This is a genomic window from Clostridium estertheticum (assembly GCF_011065935.2).
GTDB classification, from domain to species: domain Bacteria; phylum Bacillota; class Clostridia; order Clostridiales; family Clostridiaceae; genus Clostridium_AD; species Clostridium_AD estertheticum_A.
In genome coordinates, this window is sequence record NZ_JAAMNH020000002.1 from 120,405 (window position 1) to 134,969 (window position 14,565).

The 14,565-nt window shown below is 31.7% G+C and carries 17 protein-coding genes; 15 read left to right on the forward strand and 2 right to left on the reverse strand.

Translation table 11 applies throughout. From position 1 onward, the window contains the following. The first annotated feature begins 16 nt into the window (after nt 1–16). Nucleotides 17–1,477: an alpha/beta hydrolase family protein gene (locus G9F72_RS26750; protein ID WP_164960042.1), complete on the forward strand. Its 1,461-nt coding sequence runs from the start codon at nt 17–19 to the stop codon at nt 1,475–1,477. A 61-nt stretch (nt 1,478–1,538) separates the two neighbouring features. Further along, on the forward strand, nt 1,539–1,949 hold the full coding sequence (locus G9F72_RS26755) for a hypothetical protein (protein WP_164960041.1): 411 nt from the start codon (nt 1,539–1,541) through the stop codon (nt 1,947–1,949). A 255-nt stretch (nt 1,950–2,204) separates the two neighbouring features. Here G9F72_RS26755 and G9F72_RS26760 read toward each other — a convergent pair whose 3' ends face one another. Together G9F72_RS26760 and G9F72_RS26765 are read right to left on the reverse strand one after the other, a co-directional pair. Further along, nucleotides 2,205–3,170 carry an IS4 family transposase gene (locus G9F72_RS26760; protein ID WP_263487241.1) on the reverse strand — a complete coding sequence of 322 codons (966 nt, stop codon included), beginning with the start codon at nt 3,168–3,170 and terminating at the stop codon, nt 2,205–2,207. A gap of 20 nt (nt 3,171–3,190) precedes the next feature. Then, a complete protein-coding gene (locus tag G9F72_RS26765; RefSeq protein ID WP_224676339.1) occupies nt 3,191–3,661 on the reverse strand; it encodes a hypothetical protein in 471 nt (156 codons plus the stop codon). Between the two features lie 612 nt (nt 3,662–4,273). Between G9F72_RS26765 and G9F72_RS26770 the strand changes: the two genes are divergently transcribed. From G9F72_RS26770 to G9F72_RS26830, 13 genes are all read left to right on the forward strand, one after another. After that, nucleotides 4,274–4,702 carry a GNAT family N-acetyltransferase gene (locus tag G9F72_RS26770; RefSeq protein WP_164960040.1) on the forward strand — a complete coding sequence of 143 codons (429 nt, stop codon included), beginning with the start codon at nt 4,274–4,276 and terminating at the stop codon, nt 4,700–4,702. A 141-nt stretch (nt 4,703–4,843) separates the two neighbouring features. Further along, nucleotides 4,844–5,836: a phosphotransferase enzyme family protein gene (locus G9F72_RS26775; protein WP_164960039.1), complete on the forward strand. Its 993-nt coding sequence runs from the start codon at nt 4,844–4,846 to the stop codon at nt 5,834–5,836. A 163-nt stretch (nt 5,837–5,999) separates the two neighbouring features. Next, nucleotides 6,000–6,317 (forward strand): hypothetical protein, encoded by a 318-nt coding sequence (locus tag G9F72_RS26780; RefSeq protein WP_164960038.1) that lies wholly within the window; start codon nt 6,000–6,002, stop codon nt 6,315–6,317. A gap of 176 nt (nt 6,318–6,493) precedes the next feature. Next, nucleotides 6,494–7,012, forward strand: coding sequence for a GNAT family N-acetyltransferase (locus G9F72_RS26785; protein WP_164960037.1), 519 nt, complete (start codon nt 6,494–6,496; stop codon nt 7,010–7,012). A gap of 600 nt (nt 7,013–7,612) precedes the next feature. Continuing rightward, nucleotides 7,613–9,433 carry a group II intron reverse transcriptase/maturase gene (gene ltrA, locus G9F72_RS26790; RefSeq protein ID WP_164960036.1) on the forward strand — a complete coding sequence of 607 codons (1,821 nt, stop codon included), beginning with the start codon at nt 7,613–7,615 and terminating at the stop codon, nt 9,431–9,433. 196 nt (nt 9,434–9,629) lie between these two features. Beyond that, nucleotides 9,630–10,472 carry a DUF692 family multinuclear iron-containing protein gene (locus G9F72_RS26795; RefSeq protein WP_164960035.1) on the forward strand — a complete coding sequence of 281 codons (843 nt, stop codon included), beginning with the start codon at nt 9,630–9,632 and terminating at the stop codon, nt 10,470–10,472. Nucleotides 10,473–10,733: 261 nt separating this feature from the next. Then, a complete protein-coding gene (locus G9F72_RS26800; protein ID WP_164960034.1) occupies nt 10,734–11,078 on the forward strand; it encodes a DUF3784 domain-containing protein in 345 nt (114 codons plus the stop codon). A 357-nt stretch (nt 11,079–11,435) separates the two neighbouring features. Next, a complete protein-coding gene (locus tag G9F72_RS26805) occupies nt 11,436–11,651 on the forward strand; it encodes a hypothetical protein (protein ID WP_164960033.1) in 216 nt (71 codons plus the stop codon). A 177-nt stretch (nt 11,652–11,828) separates the two neighbouring features. Continuing rightward, on the forward strand, nt 11,829–12,287 hold the full coding sequence (locus G9F72_RS26810) for a GNAT family N-acetyltransferase (protein WP_164960032.1): 459 nt from the start codon (nt 11,829–11,831) through the stop codon (nt 12,285–12,287). 48 nt (nt 12,288–12,335) lie between these two features. Further along, on the forward strand, nt 12,336–12,827 hold the full coding sequence (locus tag G9F72_RS26815; RefSeq protein WP_164960031.1) for a GNAT family N-acetyltransferase: 492 nt from the start codon (nt 12,336–12,338) through the stop codon (nt 12,825–12,827). A gap of 95 nt (nt 12,828–12,922) precedes the next feature. Continuing rightward, a complete protein-coding gene (locus G9F72_RS26820) occupies nt 12,923–13,582 on the forward strand; it encodes a UDP-N-acetylglucosamine pyrophosphorylase (RefSeq protein WP_164960030.1) in 660 nt (219 codons plus the stop codon). 255 nt (nt 13,583–13,837) lie between these two features. Beyond that, complete coding sequence (locus G9F72_RS26825) at nt 13,838–14,029, forward strand: helix-turn-helix transcriptional regulator (protein ID WP_164960029.1); 192 nt, start codon at nt 13,838–13,840, stop codon at nt 14,027–14,029. A 13-nt stretch (nt 14,030–14,042) separates the two neighbouring features. Next, nucleotides 14,043–14,438, forward strand: coding sequence for a DUF2178 domain-containing protein (locus tag G9F72_RS26830; RefSeq protein ID WP_164960028.1), 396 nt, complete (start codon nt 14,043–14,045; stop codon nt 14,436–14,438). Nucleotides 14,439–14,565 lie beyond the last annotated feature (127 nt).

Below are 14,565 nucleotides of genomic sequence, written 5' to 3' on the forward strand. Positions count from 1 at the left end.
TAGGAGGAAGATAAACATGAGACCGTTAGAAATAATTTTAATCACCCTTAATTTCACATTATTGTATTGGGGTATTTTGAGTGGTAAGAGGTATAAATGGAATAGTGTTATTACTTTAGCTGTGGCATTTAGCTCAGTTGCTATTCAGCTTGTGGTGGAAGGAGGGCGTTGGGAGATGCTTCCTGTGTATTTGATACCACTTATTTTAACAGGCTATCATTTTCTGTTCAGACGAAATGGGTACACTATTAGCAAACGTACTATTATTATTCAAACTACAATATTGACTTTATATTTATTAATATCAATAGCATTACCTACTTCCTTGCCAGTATTCACATTAGAAAAGCCTACTGGACAATATCTAGTTGGTACAACGTCTCATCATTGGGTAGATAATACAAGGAAAGAGCCATATTCAAATAACCCAAAGGATAAACGTGAATTGATGGTTCAAATTTGGTATCCCACAAAAGAAGGTAATGGAAAAGCTCAAAGCCCTTATATTCAAAACGCTTCAAAAATGCTAAAAGCAGTGCCAACAAGTGTGTTGGGTGTACCAGCCTTTATTTTAAATAGTCTTGAGTTTGTTAAGACTTATGCAGTTCCTGAAGCATCAGTGTCAGATTCTGAAGCCAGTTATCCAATATTGATTTTTTCACATGGAATGTTAGGTTTTAGAAATCAAAATATGTTCCAGGTGGAGGAGCTTGCAAGCCATGGCTATATCGTAGTGGGCATCGATTACACTTATGATGCTGCATCTGTAGTATTCCCTGATGGTAGCGTTGCAACTAATAAAATGGATGAGAAATTAAGCGGCTATAGGAAATTTGATGAGCATATTTCACTTTGGGATGATGATTTTCAATTTGTTCTTAATAAACTTCAGGAGCTGAACAGTAAAGATACCAGTGGACGCTTTACTGGTAGAATGGACATGAATAAAATTGGAGCGTTTGGTCATTCCTTTGGAGGTGCTACATCCATACAGATGTTAATGAAAGACTCCCGTGTGAAGGCAGCAATTGGAATGGATGCAGGGCTTTATGGATCATTAGCACCAGAAAAGGGAATAGGAAAACCGTTTCTCATGATGCTTTCAGAAGAGACTACCGATAAAAACAATAGCACTTACGAAGATTTTATAAAAAAAGGTGGAAAAGGAGATCGTCAGTTATTTGAGGCTCCCAGAAAAGAATATACCCAACGATTAAAAAATGCATTAGCTGGAGGGGGAATATCTATACTTATTCCAAAGACAACACATATTAGTTACTCAGACTTTACACTTTATTCTCCGTTGTTACAACTTCCTATTTTTGGGGGGAGAAGTGAGAATCCTCGCTCAGTTCACAAAACCATCAATGAATTTAGTGTGGCCTTTTTTGACAGCTATTTAAAACAGGAGGGAAACATACAACTTAATAATTTAGCTATCAAACATCCAGAAGTCAATTTAACAGTTAATAAGTAAACACTGAAACGAGCACAAAGATGATATCTAAGCATAATGAACAAAGGAGGATAAATAGTAAATGCTCATAATATTTAAATTATCACCATATTTTGCAGTTATGTTTTTTATTATAAGTGGGTTTTATTATTTTAGATTTAAAAATATTAAAAGTCAAATTAGGTATGTAGATAAAAGTTCCAGGAAAGACTTGGCTAAGGATTATAAAAGAGCAGTAACCCTACATTGTATTTATGGATATATTTCATTTTTTCAAGCCCTGGTTCATGTAGTAACCAAATTTCATAGTATAATATTATCCTTAAGTTGGTTTCTTGTTTTGCTTTACATTATAGTACTTATTAGCGGTATATATGGTAAGCATTCAAAAAAACTTTTATTCTTTAATAAGCATTGGAGAAAGATACATGGATTTATTAGCATATTAGCATTACTAGTGACCGTAGTCCACATACTAGCTGCAGAAATATAGACTTTCTTTGTATAAAAAATAGTAGTCTCATTCAGAGGACTACTATTTTTTTATTAAAGGACCATGTTTAAATGGGGTAGTGCCATAGCCATCAAGCTAAGCTAATTAAATAACAGTTAGCTCTGTTTAAATTATATATTTTACCAATGTTTTTTTCTTTTCATGAGCTTCAATAGATTATCGCAAGTCCATATTAGTAATGAACAATTTCAGGGTACAACAAAAAAACACGTATGAAGTGCAAATTTTTGAACTTTATTGAGTTGGCTTATGCTGCGATTTTAACCCTACTTGATGTTTGTTTATAACAAATCCCAAGTATATCAAAACAGTTTTCTTATCGTTTCTTTGAGATTTAAGACCATTCTTAACTACATTTTCAAATACTAGCTTTAAGGTATTGAAAGTTCTACTTGGAAATTTCACAAGTTCAAAGTACAGTCTATCAATGTATTCATGCACTATCTCAGAAGCTTTGATTTCACTAGTTTCAAGCCCTCTATTCTCTAAAACTAAAGTTCTCATTTTAAACATTACAGTAGAACTGAGAAGTAATAAAATGAGTTTCTCATAAAGCTGACGTTGAAACCGTTCTATTTTAACTCGCTTTACACCGTGTATATGATATATAGATTTCCACGTTTTAAAGATTATTCCTACCTGCCATCTCAAGGAATAAAACTCATGGACCTGCTCTGCACTTAAAACTGCTTCCTGAATATTGGTTTTATAAATAGATATCCCTAATAATTCAATTGTATTATCACTTTTCTCTATGCCTTTCTTTTTAGCATTCTTCTCACTCTTTTCTGATCTTTTTTTTAGTTGTTTTCTTGTTAGTTTATATAAGATAAGCCTAGTTTTTAGCGTCTTTTCCTTACCTACATAGACATCCTTAATTTCATAACGTTCCCCATCGCTCACCTGTTTCATGATTTCAGAAATATAGATTCTTTTAAATAGAGTTGATTTTCTAGGAGCACCGTTCTTATAATACTCTATATTATCATTTTCTATATACACTGCTATATTAGGTTTTAATCTTGATATATAAAAGGCCTCTTTTCTTTCTACATCTAGAAAATCTTCAAAGTTGAAATATCCAAGATCTCTTAAAATAAGGTCGCCAGCTTTAATGGTATCCCTTATCTTACTCCCAAAAGTATTGTCACTTCCTGATCCAGCACCTACTTGTACATTAACAAGGTTCCCTGATTTCAATTCGTATTCTAGCTGTATTTTTACCCCTGAAGGTTGAGAACATCCACCCGATCAGGATAGATATCTTTATAGCTTTCTGGTACTTGAAACGCAGTGGAATCAAGTATTCTTATTCGCTTAAAATATTCATCCCATACACTTGTTATACAAGTACTATTTGTTATTGTTTGGTGTAATAGCTTCTCGAAAATCCTCTTTAAAAACTCCACGCATCTTTCATTTAAGCGTTGGTCTAATGCCTGGTTTGAGATAACTATGCCTATTTTTGCACTAAGTCTTGTACATAAGGTAACCAGTGTATTATTAGCAACTTCAACATCCATAAAGCAGCATAGACAAACGAATTCACATGCTTTAATTTTACCTTTTCTTTTTACAAAACCAGTTTCTCTCGCTATTTCTTCAATTTCTACTTCTGAAAAACATTTTTTAAGTTCATCAGCAAAAAGTTGTATATCCTCATCCAATTTTGATCTTTCTTCTGTTATCATTATTATGTGCCCCCAATGATGTGTTTTTTATTGTCTTTCAAATGATAACATTTCTACAAATGGGGGGCTTTATTTTTATAGAATTCTCTTAGCTTGATGGCTATGGGGTATAGCCAACATTTCTCTTATTCACACCAACAGGAACAAAAAACGACTATAAATCAAGTAATATCAAGAAAAATTCTATTATATTATTAGCAATGCAAATACTCACTACCAATCACGAGAACTTAAATTGCTGATAGAAAAAATATCGAAAGCATTAAGGAAAAAAATATTTAATTCACTATGGAAGATAAGTATTATTTCTATTAAACCATGTGTCATATTTTTCTTATATTGTTCATCAATCCAAAAGGCAGTAATGCCTTTTTTCTTTATAATAATCTCTAGTGGATCATAAGAAACATTAATATGCCGAGAGAGTAATATCTCGGGTATTTTTACTTTTTTCTACAAATTATGAAGGATAAATATGGATGTTTGTTGAATTATGTTAATACAATGTTTAGAGATATTAATAGATAAAGATTACATTATGTCTATAATGGGAAGTTGGGAAATGATTAAACGGTATCTTATTTAGGTATTAATATTTTGCGAGGTGACGTTATGCTAATTATCAAATACAATAACAAATATCGAGATGATATGATTTATATGGTGCTTGAAGCAAAAAATGCACTTGGTAGAATTCCAAGGCTTAACGAGGATTTATTAGATATTGACACATATTACATTTCAAAAGGGGATATGTTTTGGTTAGCAGTCGATGAAAAAGATAGAGTTATCGGCTGCATAGGTACAAAAACTACTGATGAACATGAAATGTGGTTGAAAAGGCTCTATGTAAAAGTATCCTTGAAGCGCAATGGAATTGGTGGGCAACTCCTTAAAACCGCGGAAACCTATGCAACCAGCAACGGCATAACTAATGTGTATACGAGGTTTGCAGAGGATTATGTCGAAGCACAAAATTTTTACCCAAAGAACGGTTTTACTGAAATTGCTCCAAATGAAATGGTTAAATACTTATCATGAGAAAAAAGATCATTATCTTTAATAAATTATGTGGAGTTACTAAAGTAAGTAGATAAACTTAAATGGTTATGTGTATAATGGGAAGTTAAAAAATGCGAAAGAAAGATTATTTGAAAACTGCTTGCAAAGGAGATATTTATTATGGAACCTATAGATATAGCAAAAGATACTTTATTGAAATATGGGATTGAGAATGCATCATTAACCTTGTTACGCCACAATGAGAATTTGGTCTGGAAAGTTGAACTTTCAGAAGGCTTATACTATGTATTACGTATTCACATACCAGCAAACGGGCTGGACCTAATTCATCGTGCTGAATGGCTTGAAAGTGAAATGATGTTTTTGAGCGGGTTAAGTGAAAATAGTGATATTAATGTTCAGAAGCCTATAAGAGCTAAAGATGGTCGATATGTAATTCATCTTCCATTAAATGGTGGGTTTGCAACACTATTATCGTGGTTGCCTGGCGTAACATTTAACCAATTGGAAAATACAGCAATTCATAATGCATTTTTAGTCGGTGAACTCGTTGCAAAAATGCATGACTATGTTCTTAAGTGGCCAAACAGTTGCGAATTACCACGCCCTACATATGATTCCGAGCGGGTAATGAATGCGGTAAATTCGCTTGAAGAAGGCATTGGCATGGGGTTGTTTACCAATGATATGTATACTGAACTCTATGAGGGGGCAATGTGTATATGCAATCAAATGGAGCAGGAAAATTCACGAGAAGGCTGGCACGGTCTGATTCATAGTGACTTGGGGCTTGGGAATATTATAATACACGATGGTATTGTATCTCCTATAGATTTCGGCTTATGTGGTCATGGACCATTTTTATTTGACCTTGGAGGGCTTATGGGGACATTCGACTATACTCAGCTAAGAAAAGCGGTAATTGATGGATATTCAAAACATCGCCCACTTAATCAAAACGATTACCGTTCGATTGAAGCTTTCTTTATTGCAAGTATATATTTCTTTATGTCAATGCATTTGCATAACATTAAAATACATGAATGGTTTGGACGACGCTTGCCATTGGTCATATCAGATTATGTTCGTCCATTTATAAACGAAACTCGATTTTTGCATAAATTAACAGAAAGTGAGAGCGCCGTAGTATAAGCATAACATGATATTACATTAATTCACAATCTTCATAAGTGTCGACATAGTAAAATATGTTGAACTAAAAGTAGGGATATATATTAATATTTATATAATTGAATAAAGATACAATGTATTAAATATAAATTTGCTTATATTCTAAAAAAAGGGTGTGTGAAAAATGTTTGTGGCGTTCATATTAGGAATAAGTTATATGTTATTTGGGGTAACAACTTTTACCTTAAACAAGTATCAACGCAAAGAAACAAATTTGAAAAATATGGAGAAAAGGTATGGTAAAATTGATGAAAAGAAATTGTCTAAATCTGAAGGGTTTCATTATTTTTTTGTTGGTGGAATTTTTATAATTATTGGTATCATTACAAATAGTACAAACCATCATATATCATTCACTTGGGTTATAACATTCATATTATTAGGTTTGTTTTTTGATATTATTTATCATCTATTACGCAAGAAATATCTTGGCATTAAATAATTAAATAAAAGATTAATAAGCGGCTACAGCATTAACTGGGATATTTATAGTAGATTTAATTCTGAAATGCAAAAAAAATGTTCACTGCGTAATATTTAAACTGCGTTACAATGGTCTTATATGGTGTCACAACTGTAGAGTATTATGAATTAATGAAAAAGGTGGAGGGGCTATAGATGAAAGGTTTATTTTTAGTAGAACCAAATAAGGAATATCAAGAAAGTTTTAGAGATTATGTTTTAGTATATAGAGATATTAATGATAAAGACTATTATAAAATATATGAAAAGTCATTAGAAAACTTTGAAGAATATATAAATGATTTATATAATTATTCTCTGGGAATAAATTTACCTGAAGGTATGGTCAAAACTTCAACATTTTGGATGATTGATAATAATGTAGTTATTGGAGTAGTACGAGTTAGACGCCAAGAAATGGAACTATATGGACATATAGGATATGACATATCACCATATTATAGGAATAAAAGTTATGGAACACAAATTTTAGGTTTAGCATTACAAAAGGCTAAAGAAATAGGAATAAAAGAACCAATTATAACTCGTGAAGTAAACAACATTGCATCTAAAAAAACTATAGAAAAAAACAATGGTAAATTATTAGATATCATTTTTGATGAAAAAGACAATGTAGATGTATGTAAATATAGTATTACAATCTGGACAAGTTGAGTCACAATCTTCATAAAGGTCGGTGCGACAAGAAGTCGCTAATTAGTAGTGTTTCGTAAGAAACTGCGTTAGTTACTAAGCGTATCCTCGCTCGAAGCTGCACTCCGAGTAATTGGTTTGTAGGTTGCATGAGAGTTAATTATCTAAGGTCATTGCTTTACGCAGAAGCAATACTTGGTTAGGGGAAAAATGGAAAGTATAAATGAAAGTTGAACCTTTGTAATCTTCGTTAATGAAGATAAGCGTACTGCGGTATAACAAGCTTAATATGGATAGGAAAGATTGTATCGCACTCCAATCGTGCAGTAACCCATATATCCATCGGAGTAAAGAGGGATGCTTCCCCATTTGAATCTACTAATAGTGGAACTTGATAGGCCCTTTGTGTTCCTCGATAGAGGTAGGGTAATCGAAAGAGAACCACAATACCAGAGGGTAAGGGATAGTGGAGAAAGCGAATGCCAGTAGGACGAAAGTCCAGGGGAAAAGATAACTCGCTGGATAGAGTTTTATAACTCACTCGAAAGAGGGCAGACTTCCACATGGTCATCAACACGAAAGAAAACGTAAAGAGGAATCTTTTTTAAGGAGAAACATGTTATGAAAACTATTAATAAATTTAATACGTCGGCTGTTTCTCCACATATAGAGAGCTGGTCATTAATAGACTGGACGAAAATATATGAATATGTGAAGAAACTTCGCCAACGGATTTTTCGTGCCGAACAGTTGGGAAACAAAAGAAAAGTAAGAAAACTTCAAAGGCTAATGATTAGAAGTAATGCTAATTTGCTACTTTCAATAAAAAGAGTTACACAAATTAATAAAGGTAAAAAAACAGCTGGTGTTGACGGTCAAATTGCAATCACTTCAAGTGATAGATTGAGATTGTATAATCTTCTCAAGAAATATAGTATTAAACATATTAGACCAAAGCCAGTTAAGAGAGTATATATCCCTAAGAAAAAGGGTAAGATGCGACCTTTAGGAATACCAGTTATAAAAGACAGGATATTTCAAAACATAGTTAAAAATGCTCTTGAGCCACAATGGGAAGCAAAATTTGAACCTTCTTCATATGGATTCAGACCTAAGCGGAGAACCCAAGATGCTATTGTAAATTTATTCACTAAACTGTCATCAAGAAGTACAAGACAATGGGTATTTGAGGGCGATTTCAAGGGTTGCTTTGATAATCTCAATCATCAATACATTATGGACTGTTTAACGGGGTTTCCTGCTAAAGATACTATATATAAATGGTTGAAAGCAGGATATGTTGATAATAATTCATTCAATGATACACATTCTGGAACCCCGCAAGGTGGGCTTGTCTCACCTTTATTAGCCAATATAGCCTTGCATGGTATGGAAGAAGAGCTTGGCGTAAAATATTACCTCGATAGAGGTAATCATATATTAGCCAGGAACTCGGTTGGAGTAGTAAAATATGCTGATGATTTTGTAATTGTATGCAAAACAAAAGAGGATGCTATAGATATGTATCAAAATCTCAAACCATACCTTGATAAAAGAGGGCTGACACTTGCAGATGAGAAGACTAAAGTTTCGCATATTAGTGAAGGATTGGATTTTCTTGGATTCAATCTAAGACAGTATAAAACTAATAACGGTATGCGATTATTAATAAAACCATCAAAGGCAAGTATAAAAAAAGCCAGAGAAACAATAAAGAATGTGTTTATACAACTGCGAGGGAAACCAGTCGGTGACTTAATAAAAAAATTAAACCCAATAATAAGAGGTATAGGAAACTACTGGTCAAGCCAAGTTGCAAAAAAGATATACGGCAACATCGACAGTTATATATGGATTAAGATAAGAAAGCATTTGAAAATTTTACACCCCAAGAAGTCGTTTAAATGGATTTACCAAAAGTATTTCAAAGCAGATAATACAGGGGTTAGTAAAGATAAATGGATACTAACAGACCCTCATGATAAAAAGACTCAGTTATTTAGAATGAGTTGGATACCAATAGTGAGACACTCTGTAGTTAAATTCAACAATAGCCATGATGATGCTAGTTTAAAAGAGTATTTTGAGAAAAGAGACAAGAAGGAGTTCATTAAAGACAATGTTTTGAGCAGAAGGAAGGTAGCAAAATCCAGTAATTACAAATGTAGAGTATGCAAACAATCATTAGTGGGAGAAGAGTCTTTAAAGATTAATCAAATTGTACCTAGTAAATTAGGCGGTGATGAAAGGTATGACAACTTGGAATTATTACATAAAAGTTGTCAGCGATACCACCGAACACTACTTGAAAAATATGGAGGAGGAAGAGATTTACCAAAAATCGTCACCTACTTCAAAAATAATCAAATAGAACCTAACAGCAAAGAAGGACACAAACTGATTAAGAAGGCGTTCAAGAAGTTCAAATACCAACTTGTTTGAGGTAAAAAGATGGCTTGAGCCGGATGTGTGGCAACATACAAGTCCGGTTCTTAGGGGGGAAAGGAGCCGTAAGGCTCCCTACCTACCCGACTCATAACAACTGTAAGAATTACTTAAGAAATCAATTAAACTGGACAGGTTATGTCTAAAATCAGAAGTATTTTTATCGAAAACATACGGAAAAGGGGGATATGTTTTGATTAATCTAGCGTGTAATTATAGTCTTGAAACTGAAGAACTTGTTAGAGATAATAAAATTCAAATTGATTATTTTAAGTTCCCTGCATTGGCCTTTGATATGAATATTCTAAAAAGTTATGACTTATCTGAATTTCAAAGGTTTGCTTTTGATGTAAAGAAAATAAAACCCATTTTATATCATGGATTGTGCCCGTCACCACATAATATTTGTTCCACTAATTTTAAAAATGAATTACAAGTAGACATTATTAATAAGATGATTGAGATGACGGGCACCCCAGGTATTTCACTACATTTAGCTGGTGCTGATGAAAAAATTACTAAAGAAGAGCTTATAAAAATAGTAGTTAGTAATATTGAGTTCTTAAAATCAAAGTTTAAAGGATTAAATTTTATTACACTTGAAAATGTGGAAAAAAGCAATTCAATTTTCGTTACAGACCCAGATGTTATTTCACGAATCATAAGGCAAGCTGATACTAACTTTTTGCTAGACGTAAGCCATGCATTTTGCTCTGCATATGATAGAAGTGAAGACTTTATATCATATATACATAAACTTCCACTAGAGAAAGTGTATGAAATCCATATTAATGGCTGGGCAGAAAAAAATGGAGATATCATGTCTCATATAAAAATAAATAAAATGGGTTATGATGTTCTAAAGCATGTACTTGATTATTGTTCTCCTAAAATTGTTACTCTTGAATATGGAAGACATGATGATAGAATTGGCATAGGCTGTCCTGTTATGACACCTAATAATATAAGTCATAAAGCGAAAAATGAGATTATAGAACAGATTAATGATTTGAAGGAAATTATATACAGATATTAATTTATTACTCAATATTAGGTTTAAATAATATAGGGCAATAACATAGGAGAAAATGTTCATAAAGTTCGTCATAAACAATTTTAAAAATTACTGAAAATGATATAAATTGGACAGTTTATTTCTATAATGAGAAGTCAAAAAAGTGTAAAACTAGATAGGTGTAGGGCATATCAGCGATATATGAAGACATTTCTCAGTTAAAGAGTTGCTTTAAACTTGTAGAAAATAGCTAAGTATAAAGTATTTTGAAGGAGAATTATTATGTGGTTTGTTTGGATAATAGTAGGCATTTTCTCAATTATCACTATGATTCTGTTGTGTGGTAAATGTTCTTTCTTAGTAGCAGGTTATAACATGATGAGTAAAGATGCGAAAGAAAAATATGATGAGAAAAAGGTGTGTAAAGGTGCGGGGGTTACAATGTTATTGATTAATCTCCCGTTAATCTTTATTGCTTTATATTTTCAATTATTCACTTCTGGCTACAAAACAGCGGGAACGTCAGATAGTTTTACTACGGCAATTGGATTATTATTTGCAATATATGTAGTCGCCGTTTGTGCGATAAGTGGCTCTAAGGGATTAAAAGGTCGTGAAAAAAAATAGAGATTATGAGAATAATCTGTATCTAAGTTAATTCATTAAGAGAACATTGGATTAATATAACACAAGTTCAAAACGTATAAATTGTAATTTAAACTAAGAAGTTGTTTCGTATCTTTCTTTAAGTTCGTCATAAACAACTGTTAGATAAGCAAAGAAATTCGAGAAACTGGACAGGTTATGTCTATAATCGGAAGTTGGGAAAATTAAAATTTATTTGATGAGTGTGTAGAATATCAGAGATATCTGAAAAGTCATGTTTTATAAAGAAATTTCTAAGTAAAAGAGTAACGGAGATATGTCGAACCTGTATTTTGTTGCGATGAAACTACTAAATATAAAATGGAAGGAAATGATATAATGGAAAAAAAGATATATTATATATTAGGTACAGTATTTATTGCTTTAATTGCTATTTTTTATATTTTTCAAATGAATTTTTATGTTTTTGGACAAATTACAGTTTGGATAACTAATGTCCTTTATATAGTAGCACTTGTTGCAGTGATTAAACTTGCCATTAAAGCAACTCAAGCACTCGATATTTACATAAATGATAAGAAAAATATCAGATAATAGTTTCGTAATCTTCTAAAGATTCGTCATAAACAACTGTAATAATTACTAATGAAATTAGATAAATTGGGTAGGTTGTGTCTATAATGGGAAGTTCAAGTTCCCAAAAGCGGGGATAAGCCATCCTAGTAAAAAATTGCGACTTAATGACAAAATAAATTTCTGGGGGGGAATATTATGTATCAATATTATAAGGGTTTTATTATTAGAGAAGGAGCAGATGGACTTAAATCGGATATGATTAAGAGGATGTACACCGAGGTTGGTTGGGTGGCTTCAAATCAACCACAATGGCAAGATGAAAAGTACGAAATCTGCTTTAAAAATTCATCGTGGGTTTTCACTGTATGGGATAATGAAGACATAATTGCAATGGTAAGGGTTGTATCAGATAGAGTTATGACTGCAACTATTCAAGACCTTGCTGTTAAAGATGCATATAGAGGAAAAGGCATTGGTAAAAAATTAGTAGGTTTATGTTTACAGAAGTTACCTCATGGAAATTGGTGGGTACATACAACTCCTGAAAATTATGATTTCTATAAAAAATGTGGATTTGAGGTTTCTCCAATATCTGAAAGTGCAACACTAGCATATATGGGGTTTATAAAGGCACGATTAGAAGGACATAGATAATATTTCATATTTTTCATATAAAGCGAATTATTTAAAGAGGTGAAAATAATGATTATACGTTTAGCAAAAGTTGATGATAAAGAAAAAATATATAGGTTAATAGCACAGTTTAGAATAGAGTTAAAACAACTTAAAGGAATTACATCGACACCTAAAATAGACCAAGCCAAGGAAGAATTTAAAGAATATATAGAGGCTAAATTTCCTATTTTTGTCGCTGAAGATAATAGCAAAGAACTATTAGGATATTTAGTTTGTAGAATTGATAATAGTGTAGTTTGGGTAGAATCTCTATTTGTTTCTAATAGTGCAAGGAAAAATGGAATAGCCTCAAAATTATATAAAAAGGCAGAGAACATTGCAAAAGAATTGGGTAGCACTACAGTTTTTAACTGGGTACATCCTAATAATGATAAGATGATAACATTTTTATCTAAAATGGGATATAACGTTTTAAATCTTATTGAAATAAGAAAACCATGGGAAAATGAAATATTAAATCAAAAAATATCTGTTGGAAATCATGAGTATAAATACTAACGTTAGGTCAGAATATTCATTTATTGTTCAAAATCGTATTTCTACGATGGTTGAACAATTGTAAAATATTGCGAAATACATTAAGGAGGATTATGATGGGCATTTCCGTTGATGAACTTTTTACATTGAGAGAATTAGACGCACAAGCAATATTTGGAGGGGTTAAGCATCCTTGGGAAGTTCTTACAAGAATTAATACTTTCATTTTTGAGTACGCAAAAACTCTGCCAAATGATTTTGAAAGAATAGAGGAATTTATATGGGTTGGCAAAGGCACTACTATTGAAAAAAGTGCTCTGATAAAAGGTCCAGCGATTATTGGTTATAATTGCGAAATCAGGCATTCCGCTTACATTAGAGAAAATGTTATCATTGGTAATGATGTTGTCGTTGGAAACTCAACTGAAATTAAAAATTCAATTCTCTTTAATAAAGTGCAGGTTCCGCATTATAATTATGTTAGTGATTCAATATTAGGGTATAAATCCCATTTGGGGGCAGGTGTAATAACCTCTAATTTAAAGTCCAATGGAACGTTAGTAAAAGTAAAATATGGTATAGGTATTATTGAAACTGGTTTAAGGAAATTTGGTGCAATTTTAGGTGATTCATCGGAAGTAGGATGTAATACAGTTTTAAACCCAGGGACAATATTAGGAAAAGGTAGTATTGTTTATCCATTATGTTCTGTGAGGGGTTATATTCCAGAGAATAGTATTTTGAAAAATAGTGGTAAAATTGTAGAGAGAAAATAAAGTCAAGAAACCAGAATATCGTATTATTTCAAAAGTGAATTTTACTGTGTTTTAATTCGTATTTTTCTTCAAATCCGTCACACTGGTAAGTTATGACGAAATAAAGCTTGTTCATGTGTTTAGCATGAATAAGCTTTATTTTTGTAACTTGAAAAAATTACAGGTAAGAATTTTCGTAAAGCACGCTTTACATTTACCATATTTTGATATATAATTCTTATGTAAGGTTAACTTTACATAAGAAGAGGTGTTGATATGAAAAATCGTATAAAAGAATTAAGAGAGAGAAGAAACTTAACACAAGAAGATTTAGCAAAATTATTAGAAACTTCAAGACAAACTATAATATCACTAGAAAAAGGAAAATATAATCCCTCTATTATACTCGCTTACAAAATATCAAAAGTATTTAATAAAATAATTGAAGAAATATTTATTTTTGAATAGGAGGTCTATTGAAATGGAAAATAAAAAGAAAACTGATTCTATAATTATAGGGGCTGGAATATTTGCAATATATTTTATAGGTGAAGGAATTTTCGGGTTTATTACTAAAAAGAATGGTTATTGGGTTCCGCTTGTTATAGGTATCCTATCATTTTTGTACCTTATATATTTATTGAAGAGAACAAAAAGTAATTTAAACGAAAGGTATGAAGATGAAAGAAAGAAATTTATAAGTGAAAAATCTTCAAGCGTTAGTTACAGTATACTTTTTGCAGTTATTCTTATATATAGTGAACTAATAAATGCAAACAAGATTATTATTAATACTTATGATTCACTTATGATAATTATGGGTATTGCACTAATAATAAAACCTATTGCTTTTTTGATTTGTAAATATAAATATTAATTATGTAAACATGAGTAGTACAGAATAATATTTAATTCACAATATTCTAAACGGATGATACAAACAACTGTTAGAATTACTAAAGTAATGGATTAATTCTGCGTTTTTTATATATTCTTCAACTTCC